This is a genomic window from Streptomyces sp. NPDC006365 (genome assembly GCF_042870755.1).
GTDB classification, from domain to species: domain Bacteria; phylum Actinomycetota; class Actinomycetes; order Streptomycetales; family Streptomycetaceae; genus Streptomyces; species Streptomyces xiangluensis.
The window spans coordinates 473,207-493,336 of sequence record NZ_JBIAHS010000003.1; the positions used below are offsets into that span (position 1 = coordinate 473,207).

Here is a 20,130-nt window from a genome sequence, read left to right on the forward strand (position 1 = left end):
CCTCCTTACCTCCGTCGCCGTTGAGCTGGTCGAGGAACCGTGGCCGGGGAAGGGGTGGCGGCTGACGCTCCGAGGCCGAGAGCGGCACCCGCTCCGGTGGTGAGCAGGCGGCGACGGTTGGGAGGGCTGGTCATGTGAGTGAGACGTCCTGGGCGGTGCCCGGGCCGGTTCGTGTGAGTCGGATCATGGCGCGGTAGAGGGCGGTGGGGGTGGGGGCCTCGGGCAGAGGTGGGATTTCGGTGCCGAGGGGGTGTAGGAGCGGAGCATGTGGCCGACGAGGCGGCGCCAGGCGTCGGGGGCGGCGTCGCCGGTGGCGGCGATGACGCCGGCGTTGGCCATGAGCAGGATGACGAGGTCTGCAGGCTTCCACCCGTAGGCCTGGATCGTCGCCGATAAGTGCGCCGAGGGCGGCCAGTCCCCCGTGCAGGCTGGTTCCACCCACCACGTGCCTCGGCGTCGATGTCCAGGACCCGCTTCATGTACCAGAAGCAATCCAGGACCACACTCGGCCCGACCGCGTTGCCCGCCATGCTCGTGCCACCGCCCGGGGCCGTGACCGGCAGACCACGCTCACGGCATGCCCGCAGCACCGCGACCACGTGGTCGGTGGTGGTGGGAAGGCCACGGCTCGTGGCAGCAGACGGTAGCGGGAGGCGTCGTAGCGTAAGGGCCCGTCGATCCCCGGGCCGGTCTCCACCCGCAGACCGGGTGCGATCCGGCGAGACGTACGACCAGTGATGCGAGGGGGCGTCATACGTCCACCGCCCCTCTGCTCAGCATCTCCGTCTCGCGCCTACTTGATGAGGTCCTTGAACTTGTAGTAGCCGCCCGCGAAGGGCAGGAACCAGGGCGGGCCGAAGTGTCCCGGGATCCGCCTGAAGGGCAGGTCGCGCCAAGGGTTGGCGGTCGGCGTGCCGTTCATGTAGTCGGCCATCTGCTTGCCCATGTGCGTGGCCATCTGGACGCCGTGGCCGGAGTAGCCGAGCGAGTAGAACAATCCGTTCTGCTCGCCGGCGTGCACCATTCGGTCCATGCTCATGTCGACCAGACCGCCCCAGCAGTAGTCGACGCGCGCGTTCGTCAGCTGCGGGAAGACCTCGGTCATTGTCTTTTGCAGGATGCGCCCGCTCTTCGCGTCCGACTGCCGGTTGGACATGGCGAACCGGGCGCGGCCACCCCACAGCAGCCGGTGGTCCGGGGTGATCCGGAAATAGTTCAGCAGGTTCAAGGTGTTCGATGCCACCCGCCGATTCGGCAGAAGCGCGTCGCAGACGTCCTTGCCCAGCGGTTCGGTCACGATGATGAAGCTGCCGACGGGCGCGATCCTGACCTGGTGCCAGCGGAACGGCCTGCCGGTGTACCCGCTGGTCGCGACAAGCACCTGGTCGGCCCGGACGGTCCCGCGCGGAGTGACCAGCTCGTGCCGCGTGCCGTCCAGTCGACTGACCTTCTCGATCGGTGCCTTCTCGTGAATGGTGACGCCGATCCGCGCGGCGGCCTCGGCGAGACCCTTGGTGAACTTGCCGACATGCAGCCCCGCGCTCTTGGAGTCGACCAGCCCGCCGTGGAAGCGGTCGGAGCCGATCTCCGAGCGGATCTCGCTCTTGGGTATGAGCCGGGTCTCGATCCCGAGACGGCCGGACATGACCTCGTGGGTCTTGCGCAGACCCTCGACGTGGGCCGGCTTGGAGGCCAGGTTCAGCTTGCCCGTGCGGGCGAAGTGGCAGTCGATACCTTCTTCGTTGACGAGCTTCTCGAGGGTGTCGACCGCGTCGTGGTAGGACATCAGATACGCCTTCGCGGTGTCGAACCCGTAGCGGGAGACTGCCTGCCCGAACCCGATCGACAGGCCCGTGGTGGCCATGCCGCCGTTGCGGCCCGAAGCGCCGAATCCCACCGTCTCCTTCTCGAAGACGTGCACGTTCGCACCTTTGCGCGCCAGGTGCAGTGCCGCGGAGAGGCCGGTCAGGCCGGCCCCGATGATCGCCACGTCGACATGCCCAGCGATCTCGGTCCGGGACCGGTCCGGACCCTGGGGAGCGGTGTCGAGCCAGTAGGGGGTGAACTTCATGTCGCTGCTCTCTCTCCTGCTTGTGCCGTCCGCTGTGAAGGCACGTGCGTCAGGCCCTTCGAGGGTCCGCCGTCGGAAGTGTGCTCGCTGCCACTCCGACACCGTTCATTCCAGTTCCCATGCAAAAAGCCTCTTGACGTCCGGCAGAGCGGGCCTGAGGGACGGTTCGGGCCTGTTGACAGTTGTCGACCATACTCATATGGTCGACAATCGACAAGCGACACTGACTGACTGCCTTCGATCGACACCTGGAGGAACCGTGGAATTCGAGAGCAAGCCGAAGTTCGTCACGTTCGACATGAATGGAACGTTGATCCACTTCCGCATCAACGAGGTGATCCGCCGGATCCTGGGCGACCGGCTCCCGGCTGAGATCGCCGACGAGTTCCTGCGGACCGGCAACCAGTACCGGATCGACGAGTGCCTGGGCGAGTACAAGCCGTTCCACCAGGTCGTCGCTCACTCGCTGGAACGGACCATGTGCAGGTTCGGCCTTGAGTACCGTGAGGGCGACGGTCCGGCGGTGTACGAGGAGATCCCCACGTGGGGCCCGTACCCCGGCGTCAGCGAGGCGCTGCGGCGCTTGGCCGAGGAGTACCCGCTGGTGATCGTCACGAACTCCGACGACGTGCACGCCAAGCGCCTCTCGGAGAACCTCCAGGCCCCGTTCGAGGTCGTGATCAGTGCCGAGGAGATGGGCGTCTACAAGCCCCGGCTCCGTGCGTTTGAATACACGCTGGACAAGCTCGGCGTGGCACCCGACGAGATCGTCCACGTCTCGGCCAGCCCGAAGTACGACCTCCGCTCCGCGGCCCACATGGGGATCAAGAACAAGGTGTACGTGGACCGCGGCTTCGAGCACGACGAGCACTGGCTCGGCTACAAGCGGATCACCGACATCGCCGACCTCCCCGTCCTTCTCGGCCTGCCGCGCCCGTGACACGAAGAGCGAGTACCGCTCCATCAACCGTCTGTCGCGCGACAACACCTTGTCTGCTGCGGGATCACGTCTTGGAGTGACACCAGGCCGGACCGATCTCCGTGCGGGTGTGGGTCACAGAGGCATTCTCTGCATTGCCGAGACACAGAGAAGAAGGCCATCCCGTGACCCACGAGGACAGGCTGTACGGCCGCCGGCTGCGGCTCGTCGAGCACCCGTCAGGATCGGAAACGTCACCGATCTGCCAGGTGCTGCGCCGGCCTCCACGGCGCGACGCAGTGTGTGAACGGTTCCAAGACACCGTGCTGCGCGAGTTCCACCGGCTCCGCTTCCACCGCGGCGCGGTAAACCACGCCGGCTCAGCTTGGGCACCAGAACCCACTGTTCCAGTGCTCAGTTCATCCCGGAGGTATAGTCGACAAACGACCAAGTGGTCGACAACTACCAAGGGAGGGCGACGGGGTGGACCACAAGTTCGAGTGGCTGGAGCAGCGGACGACGACGCCGGACGGCGTCTACCGGACACTGCGTGCCGCCATCCTCGACGGGACCGTACCTCCTGGTGGACAGCTGCGCGAGGCGCACATCGCCGCGGACCTCGGGATCAGCCGGTCCCCGCTGCGCGAGGCGCTGACCAAGCTGGAGGAGGAAGGGCTCGTTGTGAAGATCCCCTTCCGTGGGGCGTTCGTCGTAGAGGTGAGCGCTCGTGACGTCGCCGAAATCGCCTCGGTCCGCCTACGTGTCGAGCCGTACGCCGCTGAGCTCTCGGCCGCAGCACTACGCGGTCCTGAGCGGCCACGGTTGCTGCAAACCGTCGAGGATCTCCACCGAGCAACGGAGAAGAACGACATCGCTGCCGGCATCGACGCACACCTTCGCTTCCACGGGCTCTTCTACGACCTCTCGGAACACAGCATCCTGCAGAGTCTTTGGAATGGCTGGGAGACCAAGCTGCGCCTCTACCTCAGCGTCGACCACCGCACGTACAGCGACGATCCGCATCAACTGGTCGTCGAGCACGAGAGGTTGGCTGCGGTTGCCCTGGAAGGCGACAACGACGCATTCCGCCAGGAACTGGCTGCCCATTTCCAAACGGCGCTGCGAGGCCAGGCGGGAGATCAAGGGGAACGCGCGCCCCGGCATGCATGAGGTCATGCAGCCTGTGTGAAGTGAGTGGCGACCACGGGCAGGACCTCGGTGAAGGGCACGCGCCGGGGTTCGACGTCGCCCTCGGCCGCGGCCTGCCCCTGGAAAATCCCCAGCAGCTGGCGTGTTGTCCGGCAGGCGTGGACCTCCTGCTCCATGCCGCGCGGGCCGCGTGAGCGCAGTAACCGGCCCACACAGCGCTGGGTGACCTTCAAGGCCGTGTACGTCAATTCAATCTCCCACATGCGCGCGTACCAGATCGCCGTCTCCCGTGCGGGAAAGGCAAACTCATTCAGCGGGGTGGACGCGAAGCAGTACAGCTCGGTGCGGCTGGTGCCGTCCACGCAGGTCACCGTCATCACCGGTTCGGTCAGCCGCCGTCGGCGAGGAGCATGCGTAACCTTTGGTCGGCACGGTTCCTGAAGCCGCGGACGACGCGTCGGTGAAGCTCGATGAAACCGTTGACGGCGACCTCGGTGTCGGCGCGGCCTGTCTCGCGGTGGGGCAGGAACGCCTCGCGGCACTGCTTCAGGGTCTCGCCGAGTCGCCTGATCTCGGGGATCGGGCAGGTCGGGGACGCCGGAAAGGATCTTCGGCGACTCGTCGGCCCTCACGCTCCCGGTAGTCGGCCTTCGTCTGCGTCAGTTCACGGCTCGGCATGGTCGGCAAGCCCGGGGAAGTCCTGTACTCCGCCGCCAAGGGAGGTCTCATCATGCTCGCCAAGGGCGCGGCGATCGAATGGGCGCCGCGCAACATCCGTGTCAACGTCGTCGCCCCGGGCCTGACCGCCACGCCGATCATCGAAGCGTCGATCCAGCGCAACCCCGACCCCGAGGCCTACCGCCGCGAGCGCGAGATGCAGATCCCGCCCCAGCGCCTCGCCACCCCCGAAGAGGTCGCCGACGCGGTGCTCTTCTTCGCATCGCCCGAGTCGTCGTACGTCACGGGAGCGGTCCTCCCCGTCGACGGCGGGTACACCGCCTTCTGAACACCCTGCTGGGCATCACCACCAGCACTGGACTGGGCGACCTGTCTTCGTCTCGCCTTCTGCTCGGGCAACCCCGGATTGCGGCATGACCGATCGACCACGAGTCGAGCGCATGCCCCTACAGCCGTTGGGGTGCGCGGCGGCCAGAGTCGAGAGCCTGGCCCAGAACGCTCCACGATGCCCGTGGCTGCAGTTGGAGTGCGTGGATGAGCGCCAGGTCCTCCTCGCTCAGCAACCTGACGTCATCCTGCACGCGGGCCCACCCGAGTGCGGAATTCCTGCGATTTCCTGTCCTTCGGCTTTCAGTCTTCCATCCTGGCAGGGGCGCGGCACTCTGCCGGCCTACGCGATGGGAAGGACATCACATGAAGCAGACGTTCGGCTCCTTCGAGGACGAGATCTACCTCAACGGGCTGGCGGGGGTGCTGCCGTCCTTCCCGATGAGCCATGGGGAGTTGGAAGCCAAGGCTCAAGCGGCGCTGTCGCCCTCTGTGTGGTCGTACGTCGCCGGAGGCGCCGGGGACGAGCGAACTCAGCGGGCCAACGTCACGGCTTTCGACCGCTGGGGGCTCATCCCGAGGATGTTCGTCGGTGCTGCCGAGCGCGACCTGTCAGTGGAGCTCTTCGGAATGACGTGGCCGTCACCGGTGTTCATGGCCCCTGTCGGGGTCATCGGGTTGTGCGCCCAGGACGGGCACGGTGACCTGGCCACCGCACGGGCCGCTGCCCGCACCGGAGTGCCTATGGTCGCCTCCACCCTTTCCGCCGACCCGATGGAGCAGGTCACCCCCGAACTCGGCGACACACCAGGCTTCTTCCAGCTGTACACGCCGAAGGATCGGGACTTGGCGGAAAGCCTCGTCCACAGAGCCGAGGCGGCCGGGTTCAAGGGCATCGTCGTCACCCTCGACACATGGATCCCCGGCTGGCGTCCGCGCGATCTCGCCAGCGGCAACTTCCCCCAGCTGCGTGGGCACTGCCTGTCCAACTACACCACCGACCCGGTCTTCCGGTCCCGGTTGTCGCGCACACCGGAGGAGGATCCCCAAGCGGCCGTCGTGCAGTGGGTCCAGGTCTTCGGCAACCCCCTCACCTGGGACGACCTTCCGTGGCTTCGCTCACTCACCGACCTGCCACTGATCGTCAAGGGCATCTGTCACCCCGAGGACGCCCGGCGCGCCAAGGACGGCGGTGTGGACGGCATCTACTGCTCCAACCACGGCGGCCGGCAATCCAACGGCGGCCTCCCCGCCCTTCAGGCACTGCCCGCTGTCGTCGAGGCCGCTGACGGGTTGCCGGTCCTGTTCGACTCCGGCATCCGCAGCGGAGCCGACATCGTCAAGGCCATCGCCCTCGGTGCCACCGCCGTCGGCATCGGCCGGCCCTACGCCTACGGCCTCGCCCTAGGCGGCACCGACGGCATCGTCCACGTGCTGCGCTCGCTGCTCGCCGAAGCCGACCTGATCATGGCCGTCGACGGCTATCCCACCCTCGGCCACCTCGCTCCAGAAGCTCTCCAGCGCGTCATGTGAGACGCCCCAACGCGTTCGCCACGCGGTTCTCGCGGGCAGCGGGGGCCGGCCCGGGTCGACGAAGGGCAGCCTTCGCGCTCGCCGTGACGATCGGCCCGCTCAGCGGGACGACGTTCCTGGAACGGCTCGTCCGCACCCGGACGGTGGTGGGGCCGGCGGCGCCCTGGCCGCCGGCGGCATGCTCCTGGGACCACCTGCCATGGGGTTCATGGCGGACTGGTTCTCCCTGCCCACCGCCCTCATCAGCGTGGCCGCGATGGCAGCGGTCGCCGCCCTCATCGGCGTAATGACGCGGCATACGGCGGAGCATTGGCGTACGCGCGCCTGTCCACATGCCCATCCGCATGCCCGACGGCTCCTTCCCCATCGGCCAAAATGGCTGAAGTTCGATTGCCTTCATGTGAATTCAGTCCTCCGGGGGGCATTCTCCCGCCGGGAATTCCGGGTAATTGTCGCGCGTATCGAGGCATGCCGAAAACGTCTGCTCCACCCCTGGCTGGGGGTGTTAGGCGGGATTCGAAGGCGATGTGGCGTCCGTTGGGGCGTATCACAGGCACGGCTACCGTGGCTCACTATGCGTCGACCTGTTTTCGACATGTGTGGGCGGTGTGGAGGTCCGAGTTCCGGCCGGGAACGCGTGGTTAGCATGTTTCACATCAACCGCCGTTGCACATAGGTGACTTGGCGTTCCACGCCTGCGCGGCAAGCACACCACACCCCCACAACCATCGAGGATCGCGGCATGGCACATCCCGACGCGTCCAGCCCACGCCAGAGGTCGGCATGGCGGCTTCTGCCGGTCGCCTCACTGGTGGTGACCGCGGCTGTCGGCACTCCTCTCGTGCTCGCCGCACCGGACGCCGCACGCGCCTGGGTCGCGGGCACCGTCGTGGGGGCGGGAGGCTGTCTCGTGCTGCTCGCCTCGGCGGCCGCCCGGCTGCACCGCAAGCTCAGTACTCAGGTGGACAGGTCGGTGGCGGAGTCGGCGCGGCATCGCTCAGAGGCGGAGTATCTCGCCGGCGCGGTGCTCCCGGAGCTGTCCACGGCGATGAAGGACCCCGCGGGAGGTCCCGTATCCGCCGCGATGGGACCGGGCAGTGCCTGGCATCCGACGGAGCCTCAACTCAGGGCGGTGCAGAGCGCGGTGGAGGAGGCGCTGGGCGCTGCGCAGCGGCGCGCGGTCACGGCGGACGGCGAACGCGAGCAGGCGGTGCGGGCCCTGGAGAGCATCACCGACGCTCTGCTCAAGGCGAGGTCGCAGATCCTGCCCACAGCAGTACGGAGACTGGGCGAGGGAGCCTCGCTGGACACGGTCCGCGCGGAGCTGAGGCTGTCCGAGTTCTCCAGCACCGTCGTGCGCGACCTGGTGGAGGTCGGCGTACGCGAACTCGCGGTCAGCGAGCGGCGTTCCGCAGCGGCCCGGGCCGCCAGCGCGAAGGCGCTGAGCCGGGTGCAGGCCCAGGCCGTGGGCATCCTGGCGGATCTGCGGGAGATGCAGGACCGGCACGGCGAGGCGGTCCTCGGCGACCTGCTCGAGCTGGACCACAGCACCTCCCAACTCGGCCTCCTCACCGACCGGTTGGCGTTGCTCATGGGCGGGCGCGCGAGCCGGTCCTGGAACAAGCCGATCCCCATGGAGAGCATCCTGCGCGGAGCCGTGGGACGGATCTCCGCGTACCGCAGGGTCAGCCTCAACTGCGCCAGCAAGGCGGCGGTGGCCGGGTTCGCGGCCGAGGGCGTGATGCACCTCCTCGCCGAACTGATGGACAACGCGACCAGCTTCTCCGCGCCGATCGACCAGGTCCATGTCTATGTGGAGGAACGCTCCGCCGGCATCGTCGTCACCATCGAGGACAGCGGTCTGAAGATGGCCGACGCCGCCCTGCGGCGCGCCGAGGAGGCGGTGTCGGGCGCGATGAGCGACCTCGCCTCCCTCCAGGGGACCCGGCTGGGGCTCGCGGTCGTGGGACGGCTCGCCGTCAAGTACGGCATCTCCGTCAGCTACCGCCCCTCCTCCCGCGGAGGCACCGGAGTCGTCGTACACCTGCCGGCCCAACTGCTTGCCCAGCAGCGCACGGCGCTTGCTCAGACCCCGCTGCACGACCCGTCGGCGCGACCGAGCGAGCGAACAGCGGCCGCCACCGAGCGCCCCGAGGTGCGTGCGGCCGACGGGAGGCGGGCGGCACCGGTCGCCGGTTCGCGAACACCGGACGCCCCGGCCGCCGGTTCGCGGATGCCCGACACCCCGGCCGCACCGGCCAGTTCGCGGATGCCGGACACACCGGCCCCGGCACCTACCGCCTCCTCGCCTACGTCTTCCGCCCCGGCCGGCGACAGCGCTTCGGTGACCGCCAACGGCCTGCCGGTACGTCCCCCAGGCCGCACGATGGCGGCCGCCGACCGCGTCCGTACGCCGGCGGAGAGTTCACCAAGGTGTCCCGCCGCCCGTGACGCGGGGAAGAGCTTCGGCGCCTTCCACCGCGCGCGCCTCGCCGCGGCGGCCGGCGAAGCCGCGGCAGCCGCGGAAGCGGCCCCAGCCGCCGAACCGGCCGACCCGGACCCGCACGACGCCGACTGAGCCCGGCCCTTCTTCTCGCGGGACGCCTCGACCGGGCGCCCCGACCCGCCACAGACCGGAGATTGGAGGAAAGGGCCGGTGGCCGGGCTTGAACGGATCACCAGCTCTTCACCCACGCATGCAGACCACTGACACCACACTGACCTGGCTCCTGGAAGGTCTTCTCGAGCGCGCCCCCGGTACCCGGCACGCCCTCGTGCTCTCCCGCGACGGGCTGAAGCTGTGCTGGACCGAGCAGTTGGGCGTCGACCAGGCGGATCAGCTCTCGGCCATCGCCTCCGGGATGCAGGCCCTGGCACAGGGCGCCTCGGTCGAGTTCGGGGACGGCAGCGGCGGTGTACGCCACTCGATGACGGAGTTCTACGGCGGACTGCTGTTCATCGTCGAGGCCGGTGAGGGGGCGCACCTCGCGGTCGTCGCGGACGACGGGGCCGACCCGGGTGTGGTGGGGCACCACATGACCGACCTGGTGGAGCGGATCGGCGAACACCTGCGTGCCGAGGCCCGCGCCCCGATAGAGGAGAGCTGATCCCATGAGCCGACGTCCGGTCGACACCGGGGACCCGGACCGGCTGTACACCATCACCGGGGGCCGCAGCGAGGCTCCCGACGATCTCGACCTCGTCTCACTGATCGTCAGCGAGTGCGAGCCTGCTCGTGGCATGCAGTCCGAGCACGTCCGGATCCTGGAGCTGTGCCGTCGCCCGGCCGCCGTGGTCGAGATCGCCGCCGAACTCCGGCTCCCGGTGACGGTGGTCCGGATCCTGGTGGGCGACCTGCTGGCGATGGCGAGGGTCACCGCTCGCCATCCCCGGTCCGCCCCGGCGGTGGCCGCCCTGCCCGAATCCGCTCTCCTGCTGGAGGTTCTCGATGGACTCCGTAAGCTTTGAGCCCTCCACAAGCTCCGAGCACTCCGCCCGTACGCCGCTCAGCGCCACGGCCGAGACCGGGCTCAAGATCGTCGTGGTGGGCGGCTTCGGTGTCGGCAAGACCACTCTGGTCCGCTCGGTCAGCGAGATCCGGCCGCTGAACACCGAAGAGGTCATGACCAAGGCCGGTGTCGGCATCGACCGGACGGCGGGTCTGGCCGACAAGTCCACGACGACGGTCGCCTTCGACTTCGGCCGGATCAGCCTGACCGAGCGCACGGTCCTGTATCTGTTCGGTGCCCCGGGCCAGGAGCGCTTCTGGTTCCTGTGGGACCGGCTCTTCGCGGGGACCCTGGGTGCGGTCGTCCTGGTGGACACCCGGCGGATGAGCGACTGCTGGTACGCCATCGACCGCCTGGAGCACCACAGGACGCCCTTTGTCGTCGCGGTCAACCGGTTCGAGGGCGACACCGACGCCTTCTCCCTGAGCGAGATCCGTCAGGCGCTCACGCTGCCCGAGCACATACCGCTGATCGACTGCGACGCACGGGTCCGCTCGTCCGGCAAGAACGTCCTGATCACTCTTGTCGACCACCTCTACGAACTGGCCATGGCCCGGGAGATGACCCCATGAACGACGACGCGACCGGCTCCGACCCGCGCCCCGCCGACCCGAAGCAGAGCACCTCGGGCTGCCCGGTGCACGCGGACGCCGTTCCGCTGAGCGGCCTGGAGTACCAGCAGACGCCCGCCACGCTGTATCAGGAACTGCGCCGCTCCCACGGCTCCGTGGCGCCCGTACTACTGGACGGGGACGTGCCCGCCTGGCTGGTGCTCGGCTACCCGGAGGTCTCGTTCGTCACCGCCCACGACGAACTCTTCGCGCGCGACTCGCGGCGCTGGAATCAGTGGGAGAGCATCCCCGCGGACTGGCCCCTGCTGCCTTTCGTCGGCTACCAGCCCTCGGTGCTGTTCACCGAGGGCGCCGAGCACCAGCGGCGGGCCGGTGTCATCACCGAGGCCCTGGAAGGCGTCGACCAGTTCGAGCTCGGCGTCAACTGCGCGCGGATCGCCGACCAGCTCATCGACGCCTTCGCGGGCAGTGGCGAGACCGAGCTGATGAGCATGTACGCACACCCCTTGGCGATGCGGGCCGCGGTGGAGATGTGCGGTATGGCGGCCCACAGCACGGACACCGACGACCTCGTACGGGACTTGCGGATCTCCCTGGACACGGGAGAGGGCGAGGATCCGGTCGCCGCCTACGTCCGCGTACAGGAACGTATCCAGCAACTGGTGAAGGACAAGCGCGCGGAGCCCGGCGCGGACGTGGTCTCCCGCATGCTGGCCCACCCCGAGGGACTGAGCGACGACGCGATCGTCCAGGACCTGATCTCGATCGTCGCGGCGGCCCAGCAGCCCACCGCCAACTGGATCTGCAACACGCTGCGGCTGCTGCTCACCGACGACCGCTTCGCGCTCAACGTCTCCGGCGGCCGGGTCAGCGTCGGAGAGGCCCTCACCGAGGTGCTGTGGCTGGACACGCCCACCCAGAACTTCATCGGCCGCTGGGCAGTGCGCGACACCCTGCTCGGCGGGCGCCGGATCAAGGCGGGCGACTGCCTGGTCCTCGGGCTCGCGGCAGCGAACACCGACCCGCAGATCTGGCCCGAGGGCCATGTCGGCGCCGAGGGGAACGGCGCCCATCTGTCCTTCTCCAACGGCGAGCACCGCTGCCCCTACCCGGCTCCGCTGCTCGCCGACGTCATCGCGCGTACGGCCGTCGAGACGCTGCTGGAGCGTCTGCCCGACGTCGTCCTGTCGGTCGAGCCGGAGGAGCTCGTATGGCGACCGTCCATCTGGATGCGGGGGCTGACCTCACTGCCGGTGGAGTTCACGCCCACTCTGCGGTGAGACCCGCCCGTGCCCTTACGAGCATGTCGTACGGGCATGTCGTACGGGCATGTCGTGGCCGGAAGGGATCAGGGCGTGGCCGGTGTGAAGCGCACCGGCAGCGCCTGCGGTCCCCGCGTGAACACGCCCTGCTCGGCTGGCTGGAAACCATCGGCGAGCCGTATGTCCGGCATGGCGTCGAGGAGTTGGCTCACCCCGACCTCGACCTCGGCGCGGGCCAGCAGGGCTCCCACGCAGAAGTGGCGGCCCAGGGCGAAGGCGAGATGGTCTGCCGCGGCGGAGAAGGCCTTCGTGGTCGTCAGATCGTCGCGGAAGATATCGAAGCGGTCCGGCTCCCGGTAGCGGGCGGGGTCCCGGTTCGCCGCCCCGATCAGGCAGGTCACCGTGGCTCCCGGCGGAACGGTGCCGCCGCTCAGCTCCACCTCCACGGCCGACTGACGCATGATCATGTGGACCGGCGGGGAGTACCGCAGAGTCTCCGCGAAGGCTCGGTCGATCAGTGAGCGGTCCTCCCGTACGGCCTGTAGCTGTTCGGGATGCGCCAGCAGGTTGGCGAAGATGCCCGCCAGCGCCTTGTCCGTGGTCTCCCCGCCCGCCGCGAGGAGCAGGCTGCAGAACGCCTTGATGTCCTCGTCGCTCATGCGCACGCCTTCCACTTCGGCGGCGCACAGCGTGGACAGCAGGTCGTCGCCGAGGTGGTCACGGCGGTGCCGGATGATCGGGATCATGTACTCGGCGAACTCCACGCGGGTGCGCTCACCGGCCGCGGCGACCTCCGGATCGCCCGCGAGATTGCCGAGGAAGGCGATCACCGATGTGTACCAGCGGTGGAAGCGGTCGTGGTCGGCCTTGTCCAGGCCGAGCATGTCGGCGATGACGTTGACGGGAAAGCGTGTCGCGAAGTCCGCGACGAGGTCGGCACTTCCGGCGTGGCGGAAACGGTCGATGAGTGCCCGGGCGTTGGCCTCGATGACAGGCAGGAACTTCTCCTGCAGGTCACGGCCGCGGAAGGCCGGGGCCACCAGGGCCCGTCGCACCGCGTGCTCGCGCCCGCTGAGCGTCAGGATCGTCCGGCCGTGTACCGGCTCGATCTGCCATACGTAGTTGTCGGTGGTGAACTGTCCGTCGCGGTCCTTGAAGATCCGTTCGACGTCTTCGTAGCGCGACACGATGTAGCTCTGGGTGGCCTCGTGCCAGATCAGCGGGGCGCGCTCGCGCATGACCCGGTAGGCGGGATAGGGATCCTCGGCGAATTCGGTCGACAGGATGTCGGGCAGGTCCGGTGCGGTGGTCACGTGGGGGGACTCCTTGAAGCGTCAACCGGCAGACCGTTCAAGGCTATTGATCATGTGGGGCCGGGCACAGCCGATTACTGGCCGAGCCGCGCCCGCGAGACCAGGGCACTTCCCTTCCCCTCGACCGCACTCCATCCGGCAGACTCACCACATGGAGACTGCGCAGCTCATCGGAACCCTGGACATCGAGGGCCAGTTGCTGGCGACAGCAGCAGAGGAGGCCGGGACCTCCGCGAAGGTGCCCACCTGCCCCGGCTGGCAGGTGCGGGACCTGGTGCGGCACACGGGCATGGTGCACCGGTGGGCCACGGCGTTCGTCGCCGAGAGACACACCTCGTACCACCCCGACGAGGGGCTGCCGGATCTGGACGGTACGGAATTGATGGCCTGGTTCCGCGAGGGCCACCGGCGGCTCGTCGACACGCTCGCCAACGCCCCGGCCGACGTGGACTGTTGGAGCTTCCTGCCCGCCCCCTCACCGCTCGCCTTCTGGGCACGGAGACAGGCGCACGAGACGACGGTGCATCGGTACGACGCGGAGTCCGCGCTCGGCGGGACCGCGGGCGCGATGGCGGTCGACTTCGCGGTCGACGGCATCGACGAGCTGCTCTTCGGCTTCCAGGCACGCAAGAAGAGCGCAGTGCGCACGGAGGTGCCGCACGTGCTGAGAGTGCGGGCCGAGGACACCGAAGCGGTATGGACCGTACGGCTGTCAGCTGGGCCGCCGGTCAGCGAACGGGGCGAACTGGCCGACGCCGGCTGCGAGTTGGCCGGTCCGGCGGGCGAGCTCTACCTGTCGCTGTGGAACCGTCGGCCGTTCCCGAGCGTGACCGGAGACTCCTCCCTCGCGACGCTGTGGCGCGAGAAGTCGGCGATCACCTGGAGCGGCCCCGCGCGCCGGTGATCAGCCACCCGGACCGTCCGCCAGCATCCGCCCCAGCACCGCGCGCTGCACCGGCAGCACGTCGCCGTGCAGCATGCGCCCCTGCGGCGTGAGCGAGACGCGTACACCCCGCCGGTCCTGGGGGCACATGCAGCGTTCCACCAGGCCGTCCTTCTCGAGCCTGCCGATCAGCCGGGACAGTGCGCTCTGGCTGAGGTGGACCCGATCGGCGATCTCCTGGACGCGGTACGCACCGGCATCATCGGAGGCGGCGCATCCTGCCAGCACGTCGAGCACCTCGAAGTCGCTGGCACACAGGCCGTGTTGATGCAGTGCGCGGTCGAGCTCGGACACGGTGCGCGCGTGCACCGCGAGGAGGTCGCGCCACTGGTCGACGAGCCCCTGCTCGGCGTTCTCCATAGCCGCCATGAGGTCGCAACGTAGCAGAGAATCAGAATTGTTGCATCCGAATTAAATGCGCTTGCATTGAATGCATACGCATGTAGCGTGAGGCACATGACCTCTCCGCTCACCAACTCCGCGGCCCAGGAACGCTGGACACCTCGCCTGTGGGGCACCCTCCTGGTGCTCTGCGCCGCGATGTTCCTGGACGCGCTGGACGTATCGATGGTCGGCGTCGCCCTGCCGTCCATCGGCTCCGAACTCGACCTCTCCACCTCGGCCCTGCAATGGGTCGTCAGCGGCTACATCCTGGGCTACGGCGGCCTGTTGCTCCTCGGCGGACGGACCGCCGACCTGCTCGGCCGCCGCCAGGTCTTCCTGGTCGCGCTGGCCGTCTTCGCGCTCGCCTCGCTGCTCGGCGGACTCGTCGACTCCGGCCCGCTGCTGATCGCCAGCCGCTTCATCAAGGGCCTGAGCGCGGCGTTCACCGCACCCGCGGGCCTGTCGATCATCACCACGACCTTCGCCGAGGGCCCGCTGCGCAACCGCGCTCTCTCCATCTACACCACCTGCGCCGCCACCGGCTTCTCCATGGGCCTCGTCCTGTCCGGTCTGCTCACCGAGGCCAGCTGGCGCCTGACCATGCTGCTGCCCGCACCCATCGCGATCATCGCCCTGATCGCCGGTCTCAAGCTGCTCCCGCGCAGCGAGCGGGAGAAGGACCACAACGGCTACGACATCCCCGGTGCCATCATCGGCACGGTCTCGATGCTGCTGCTCGTCTTCACCGTCGTCCAGGCCCCGGAGGTCGGCTGGGCCTCGGCCCGTACGCTGCTTTCGTTCCTCGCCGTCGCCGTCCTGCTCGCGGTCTTCGTCCGGATCGAGCAGCGCTCGGCGGGTCCGCTGGTCCGGCTCGGTGTGCTGCGCTCCGGCAACCAGATCCGGGCCCAGCTCGGTGCGATGACGTTCTTCGGCTCGTACATCGGCTACCAGTTCCTGGCCACCCTGTACCTGCAGACGCTGCTCGGCTGGTCGGCCCTGGAGACGGCGCTGGCCTTCCTGCCCGCGGGCGCCCTGGTGGCGCTGTCCGCCACGAAGATGGGAGCCGTCGTCGACCGGTTCGGCACCCGGCGGCTGATCCCGGTGGGCTTCGCGCTGATGGTCCTCGGGTACGCGCTTTTCCTGCGCATCGACCTCGAGCCGGTGTACGCGGCGGTGATCCTGCCGACGATGCTGTTCATCGGCGCCGCCTGCGCGCTGGTCTTCCCCTCGCTGAACATCCAGGCCACCAACGGCGTGGACGACCATGAGCAGGGCATGGTCTCGGGTCTGCTCAACACCTCGGTGCAGGTGGGCGGCGCGATCTTCCTGGCGGTCGTGACGGCCGTCGTGACCGCGAGCGCCTCCGACGACGCCTCTCCGCAGGCCATCCTCGACAGCTACCGCACGGGGCTGATCGTGGTGACGGGGATCGCGGTCCTCGGGCTGCTGATCACGGCCACGGGGCTGCGGACGCGGCGTGCTCCTCAGCAGACGGTCCTGGTCGCCAAGTCCGAGTCCGTCCAGGAGGGGCAGAAGGAGCGCGAGGAGCGGGTACCGGTCCGCGACTGATCCCTCTCTCGCATCCCTCTACGCAACTACGCGCGCCCGGCGGGCAGTTCTTGCCCGCCGGGCGCGCTGCTGTGAGACTTCGGCGCATGGGGAACAGCGGGGTACGGCGGACTCAGGCCGAGCGGGACGCGATGACCGTCGAGATCGGATACGCGCTGTGCAGTGCGGCGGTCGTGGCTGTCCTGGTCTTCGGGGCCGTGTCCGGTCCGGCGCTGCTCTTCGACCTGCCTGCCGGCGCCGAAGACCTGCTGGTCATGGCCGGGTGCGGGCTCGCGGTCGTGGTCTTCTTCGTACGGGTGGTCAGTGTGCTGGTCCGTTTCCAGCGTGGCCCTCAGCCCAGCCAGCCCGGCCGCACCAAGCCCGACTCGTAGGCCAGTACGACCAGTTGGGCCCGGTCGCGCGCGCCCAGCTTCACCATCGTGCGGCTCACATGGGTCTTCGCCGTGAGCGGGCTGACGACCAGGCGGCGGGCGATCTCGTCGTTGGAGAGCCCGATGCCCACCAGGGCCATCACCTCCCGCTCCCGCTCCGTGAGACCGGCGAGCGACCGAGCGACGGCCGGCTCCTTGGACCGGGCCGCGAACTCGGCGATCAGCCGCCGCGTCACGCCGGGCGACAGCAGCGCGTCGCCCTCGACCACCGCCCTGACCGCGCGCAGCAGTTCGTCCGGTTCGGTGTCCTTGACGAGGAAGCCGGAGGCCCCGGAACGGATGGCCTCGAAGACGTACTCGTCGAGCTCGAAGGTGGTGAGCATGACCACCTTGACGTCCTGCATGCCGGCGTCCTCAGTGATGCGGCGGGTCGCTTCGAGACCGTCGAGCAGGGGCATACGGATGTCCATCAGGACGACGTCGGGGCGCAGGTCACGCGCCTTGCGCAGCGCCTCCTCGCCGTCGGCGGCCTCCCCGGCGACCTCGATGTCCCTCTGTGCGTCGAGGAGCGCCTTGAAGCCTGCGCGGACCAGTGACTGGTCGTCGGCGAGCAGTACGCGGATCACCGGTCCTCCTTGAACCTGACGAGCTTGGCCCTGCTCTCCAGCGGCAGTACGGCCAGTACCCGGAAACCGCCGTCCTCGCGCGGCCCGGCCTCGATCGTGCCACCGAGGGCCGCGGCCCGTTCCCGCATTCCGGCCAGTCCGTTGCCGCTGCCGCCCGCGTCGGCGCCGGTCGCCGGTCCGTCGTCGTCGATACGGAGCTTCAGGGCGTCGTCCTGGTAGCCGACCAGTACGCGCGCGTGCCGCGAACCGGAGTGCCGTACGACATTGGTCAGAGCCTCCTGGACGATGCGGAAGGCGGCGAGATCGGCGCCCGGTGGCAGCGCCCTGCGCTTCCCCTCGGTCTCGACGCCGACCGTCAGCCCGGCACTCGCCGCCTGCTCGACGAGTTCGGGCAGCCGCTCGAGACCGGGCGCCGGTGCACGCGGCGCGTCGCCGGAATCAAAGGGGGCTGCGCGCAGCGCACCACTGGCAGGGCGGTGGTGGGAGACGGGCGGACGGAGCGTGTCGAGCACCTGGCGGACTTCCCCGAGGGCCTCCTTGCTAGCCGACTTGATGGTGGTGAGGGCGGTACGGGCCTGATCCGGGTCGGAGTCGAGCAGCGCGAGCCCCACGCCCGCCTGGACGTTGATGACCGAGATGCTGTGCGCCAGCACGTCGTGCAGATCGCGGGCGATCCGCAGCCGCTCCTCGTCGGCGCGCCGCCGGACCGCCTGACGACGCTCCACCCGGTCCCGGTCCCACTGCTCACGGCGAACGCGGACGAGTTCGGAGAGCGCGGCGATGGCGACCATCCAGGTGGCCACCGAGACGTCCTCGCCCCAGGAGCCCACGGTGTCGTCGTTCGGCGGCAGCCACCGGTAGAGCCAATGGCCCACCAGGAGGTGCACCGTCCACAGCATCGCCAGCGCCGCCCAGGCCGCCCGGCGGTGCCCGGCGACGACAGCGCTGAAGCAGCCGAGAGCGACGGTCAGGAAGACCGGCCCGTACGGATATCCGGCGACGAAGTAGACCGTCGCCGCGGCGGAGGTGCCGAACACCACGAACACCGGATGCCGCTGCCGCCACAGGAGTACCAAGGAGCCCACAAACAGCAGGACAAAGGCAAAGGGATCGAGCGGCTCACGAGCAGGCTGTGCCTGGGCGGCGAAGGTGCTGCCGATCAGCACGACCAAGGTGAACGGCAGCGTCGAACGCCAGGGCCAGCGAGGACACCCCTCCTCCGCCTCGTCGTCGCCCCCGCTCCACCACGGCGGCCTGTGCCGCCAGAGCCATGGAGGTCCGCCCCGTGCCCACGGTGGCCCGCCCCGCGCCCACGGCGGACAGCCGCTGAGGCGTGTGCGCTGCTCTTCCATGTGAGCCACGCTAGACGCCACGGGCCGTCCGGGCGTCCGCCGAGCGTGGTGATCAGACGTACTCCCAGGGAAGTACCTCCCGTGTGTGCGGCTGCTCGCGCCGACCCTGCCTCAGGATCCTGACCGGCTGCCGCCGCCTCCCGCTCCTCCCGTGCCGGTGTCCTGAGGGAACACCAGGCCCACGTCATGGCCGAGTTGGGCGGCGGCGTGCCGGAAGAAGGCTTCGCGGTCCTCCACCACGCGGTTGAACTGGCCGAACAGCTCGAAGCCGATCAGCCCGGACAGCTGGGCCCAGGCCGCGACGAGGGCCGTCACCACCTCCGGCGGCAGGTCCGGCGCGAGGTCCTGGGCCAGCCGCCGTGCCTCCGGCTTGAGTTCGGCGGGCAGGCGGGGCAGGGCAACGCCCACGCCCTGGTGTGCGTCGCGAACGATGCCGATGAGCAGCAGCGCGACCCGGGACGCCGCGGGCACGGTCGAGTCCGGCGCGGCGTATCCGGGCACGGGCGACCCGTAGATCAGCGCGTACTCGTGCGGATGCGCGAGCGCCCAGCCGCGTACCGCCTCGCACACCGCGGCCCAGCGCCGGATCGGGCCGGCGTCGGCGACCTTCTCGTACGCGGCCTCCGCACTCTCGCCAAGCGAGTCGTAGGCGTCGATGATGAGGGCGGTCAGCAGGTCGTCGCGGCTGGGGAAGTAGCGGTACAACGCGGAGGAGACCATGCCGAGTTCGCGGGCCACGGCCCGCAACGAGAGCTTGGCGGCGCCTTCCTTCGCGAGCTGTCTGCGCGCCGCGTCCTTGATGGCCGCGGTGACTTCGGTCCTGGCGCGGGCGCGGGCTCCTCGGGCGCTACTCATGTCAGGCAGTGTCCCATGAAGTCGGAGCACTGCACACAAACGTGAGCGGTGCTCCGGATTTGGATCGACGCTCTTGCACCGGCACAACGCTCACCCTCGAGATCAACGCTCCCTCTCGAGATCAGTGCACACATTCGAGAGCACTGCTCTTGCTTTGGATCACTGATCTCGTGCACACTGCTCTCAAGTGAGAGCAGTGCTCTCGCAACCGACATCACAAGTGGGGTCCCGCGATGGCACAGCAGCGTTACATCAAGCCCGGCGGCTTCGAGGCCGGCATGAACCGCTTCATCGGCTGGCTCGCCCGCCGCGGCCTCAGTCTCGTCGGCAACGCCGAGCTCTCCGTCCGCGGCCGCAAGAGCGGGGAGTGGCGGCGCGTGCCGGTCAACCCGCTCCCCTACGAAGGCGGCCCGTACCTCGTCTCGGCGCGCGGCCACTCCGAGTGGGTCCGCAATCTGCGGGCGGCCGGCGGCGGGCGGCTCCAAGTGGGCCGCAAGGCACAGGAGTTCACGGCCGTGGAGCTGCCCGACGAGGAGAAGCCCGTCGTCCTGCGCACCTACCTCAAGAAGTGGGGCTGGGAGGTCGGCCGCTTCTTCGGCGACGTCACGGCCAAGTCCAGCGACGAGGAATTGCTCGCCGCGGCGCACAACCACCCCGTCTTCCGGATCACCGTCAAGAGCTGAACACGCCCCGCGGG

21 protein-coding genes and 1 pseudogene are annotated in these 20,130 nt (G+C 69.1%); 14 read left to right on the forward strand and 8 right to left on the reverse strand.

Annotation, left to right across the window (positions count from 1 at the left end):
• Window positions 1–5: 5 nt before the first annotated feature.
• Complete coding sequence (locus ACFYO0_RS11375; protein ID WP_388673597.1) at window positions 6–599, reverse strand: FAD-binding protein; 594 nt, start codon at window positions 597–599, stop codon at window positions 6–8.
• A gap of 194 nt (window positions 600–793) precedes the next feature.
• Complete coding sequence (locus ACFYO0_RS11380; RefSeq protein WP_388673599.1) at window positions 794–2,071, reverse strand: NAD(P)/FAD-dependent oxidoreductase; 1,278 nt, start codon at window positions 2,069–2,071, stop codon at window positions 794–796.
• 259 nt (window positions 2,072–2,330) lie between these two features.
• Between ACFYO0_RS11380 and ACFYO0_RS11385 the strand changes: the two genes are divergently transcribed.
• The gene (locus ACFYO0_RS11385; protein ID WP_388673601.1) at window positions 2,331–3,011 is read left to right on the forward strand and encodes a haloacid dehalogenase type II; all 681 of its coding nucleotides are present in this window, start codon (window positions 2,331–2,333) and stop codon (window positions 3,009–3,011) included.
• A 462-nt stretch (window positions 3,012–3,473) separates the two neighbouring features.
• A complete protein-coding gene (locus ACFYO0_RS11390; protein ID WP_388673603.1) occupies window positions 3,474–4,160 on the forward strand; it encodes a GntR family transcriptional regulator in 687 nt (228 codons plus the stop codon).
• A 2-nt stretch (window positions 4,161–4,162) separates the two neighbouring features.
• Here the strand turns inward: ACFYO0_RS11390 and ACFYO0_RS11395 are convergent, their stop codons facing one another.
• Window positions 4,163–4,501 carry a hypothetical protein gene (locus tag ACFYO0_RS11395; RefSeq protein WP_388673605.1) on the reverse strand — a complete coding sequence of 113 codons (339 nt, stop codon included), beginning with the start codon at window positions 4,499–4,501 and terminating at the stop codon, window positions 4,163–4,165.
• Between the two features lie 314 nt (window positions 4,502–4,815).
• Here ACFYO0_RS11395 and ACFYO0_RS11400 point away from each other — a divergent pair, with 314 nt between their 5' ends.
• The 8 genes and pseudogenes from ACFYO0_RS11400 (at window position 4,816) to ACFYO0_RS11435 (ending at window position 12,038) form a co-directional block, all read left to right on the forward strand.
• Complete coding sequence (locus ACFYO0_RS11400) at window positions 4,816–5,145, forward strand: SDR family NAD(P)-dependent oxidoreductase (RefSeq protein ID WP_388673607.1); 330 nt, start codon at window positions 4,816–4,818, stop codon at window positions 5,143–5,145.
• Between the two features lie 365 nt (window positions 5,146–5,510).
• Window positions 5,511–6,677, forward strand: a complete 1,167-nt coding sequence (locus tag ACFYO0_RS11405) for an alpha-hydroxy-acid oxidizing protein (RefSeq protein ID WP_388673609.1) — start codon at window positions 5,511–5,513, stop codon at window positions 6,675–6,677.
• A gap of 65 nt (window positions 6,678–6,742) precedes the next feature.
• Window positions 6,743–6,978 (forward strand): annotated as a pseudogene (locus tag ACFYO0_RS11410) (MFS transporter); the annotation flags it as partial.
• A 441-nt stretch (window positions 6,979–7,419) separates the two neighbouring features.
• A complete protein-coding gene (locus ACFYO0_RS11415; protein WP_388673611.1) occupies window positions 7,420–9,255 on the forward strand; it encodes an ATP-binding protein in 1,836 nt (611 codons plus the stop codon).
• 118 nt (window positions 9,256–9,373) lie between these two features.
• A complete protein-coding gene (locus tag ACFYO0_RS11420) occupies window positions 9,374–9,784 on the forward strand; it encodes a roadblock/LC7 domain-containing protein (RefSeq protein WP_386336645.1) in 411 nt (136 codons plus the stop codon).
• A gap of 4 nt (window positions 9,785–9,788) precedes the next feature.
• Window positions 9,789–10,145 (forward strand): DUF742 domain-containing protein, encoded by a 357-nt coding sequence (locus ACFYO0_RS11425; protein ID WP_388673613.1) that lies wholly within the window; start codon window positions 9,789–9,791, stop codon window positions 10,143–10,145.
• Window positions 10,126–10,758, forward strand: coding sequence for an ATP/GTP-binding protein (locus ACFYO0_RS11430; RefSeq protein ID WP_388673615.1), 633 nt, complete (start codon window positions 10,126–10,128; stop codon window positions 10,756–10,758). The genes ACFYO0_RS11425 and ACFYO0_RS11430 overlap by 20 nt, the downstream gene beginning before the upstream one ends.
• Entirely contained in the window at window positions 10,755–12,038 is a 1,284-nt protein-coding gene (locus ACFYO0_RS11435) for a cytochrome P450 (protein WP_388673617.1), read from the forward strand. The genes ACFYO0_RS11430 and ACFYO0_RS11435 overlap by 4 nt, the downstream gene beginning before the upstream one ends.
• Before the next feature lie 68 nt (window positions 12,039–12,106).
• Here ACFYO0_RS11435 and ACFYO0_RS11440 read toward each other — a convergent pair whose 3' ends face one another.
• Window positions 12,107–13,333: a cytochrome P450 gene (locus tag ACFYO0_RS11440; RefSeq protein WP_388673619.1), complete on the reverse strand. Its 1,227-nt coding sequence runs from the start codon at window positions 13,331–13,333 to the stop codon at window positions 12,107–12,109.
• A 151-nt stretch (window positions 13,334–13,484) separates the two neighbouring features.
• Between ACFYO0_RS11440 and ACFYO0_RS11445 the strand changes: the two genes are divergently transcribed.
• Complete coding sequence (locus tag ACFYO0_RS11445; protein WP_388673621.1) at window positions 13,485–14,237, forward strand: maleylpyruvate isomerase family mycothiol-dependent enzyme; 753 nt, start codon at window positions 13,485–13,487, stop codon at window positions 14,235–14,237.
• Here ACFYO0_RS11445 and ACFYO0_RS11450 read toward each other — a convergent pair whose 3' ends face one another.
• The gene (locus ACFYO0_RS11450) at window positions 14,238–14,645 is read right to left on the reverse strand and encodes a MarR family winged helix-turn-helix transcriptional regulator (protein ID WP_388673623.1); all 408 of its coding nucleotides are present in this window, start codon (window positions 14,643–14,645) and stop codon (window positions 14,238–14,240) included.
• A gap of 87 nt (window positions 14,646–14,732) precedes the next feature.
• Here ACFYO0_RS11450 and ACFYO0_RS11455 point away from each other — a divergent pair, with 87 nt between their 5' ends.
• Both ACFYO0_RS11455 and ACFYO0_RS11460 read left to right on the forward strand, forming a co-directional pair.
• On the forward strand, window positions 14,733–16,229 hold the full coding sequence (locus ACFYO0_RS11455; protein WP_388673625.1) for an MFS transporter: 1,497 nt from the start codon (window positions 14,733–14,735) through the stop codon (window positions 16,227–16,229).
• Window positions 16,230–16,315: 86 nt separating this feature from the next.
• Window positions 16,316–16,600 carry a DUF6332 family protein gene (locus tag ACFYO0_RS11460; RefSeq protein WP_388673627.1) on the forward strand — a complete coding sequence of 95 codons (285 nt, stop codon included), beginning with the start codon at window positions 16,316–16,318 and terminating at the stop codon, window positions 16,598–16,600.
• Here the strand turns inward: ACFYO0_RS11460 and ACFYO0_RS11465 are convergent.
• The 3 genes from ACFYO0_RS11465 to ACFYO0_RS11475 form a co-directional block, all read right to left on the reverse strand.
• Entirely contained in the window at window positions 16,561–17,226 is a 666-nt protein-coding gene (locus tag ACFYO0_RS11465) for a response regulator (protein ID WP_388673629.1), read from the reverse strand. The two genes, ACFYO0_RS11460 and ACFYO0_RS11465, sit on opposite strands and share 40 nt — an antisense overlap.
• On the reverse strand, window positions 17,223–18,587 hold the full coding sequence (locus ACFYO0_RS11470; protein ID WP_388673631.1) for a sensor histidine kinase: 1,365 nt from the start codon (window positions 18,585–18,587) through the stop codon (window positions 17,223–17,225). Before ACFYO0_RS11470 ends, ACFYO0_RS11465 begins: the two co-directional genes overlap by 4 nt.
• 102 nt (window positions 18,588–18,689) lie before the next feature.
• Window positions 18,690–19,433 (reverse strand): TetR/AcrR family transcriptional regulator, encoded by a 744-nt coding sequence (locus tag ACFYO0_RS11475; RefSeq protein WP_388673633.1) that lies wholly within the window; start codon window positions 19,431–19,433, stop codon window positions 18,690–18,692.
• A gap of 233 nt (window positions 19,434–19,666) precedes the next feature.
• Between ACFYO0_RS11475 and ACFYO0_RS11480 the strand changes: the two genes are divergently transcribed.
• A complete protein-coding gene (locus tag ACFYO0_RS11480; protein ID WP_388673635.1) occupies window positions 19,667–20,116 on the forward strand; it encodes a nitroreductase family deazaflavin-dependent oxidoreductase in 450 nt (149 codons plus the stop codon).
• Window positions 20,117–20,130 lie beyond the last annotated feature (14 nt).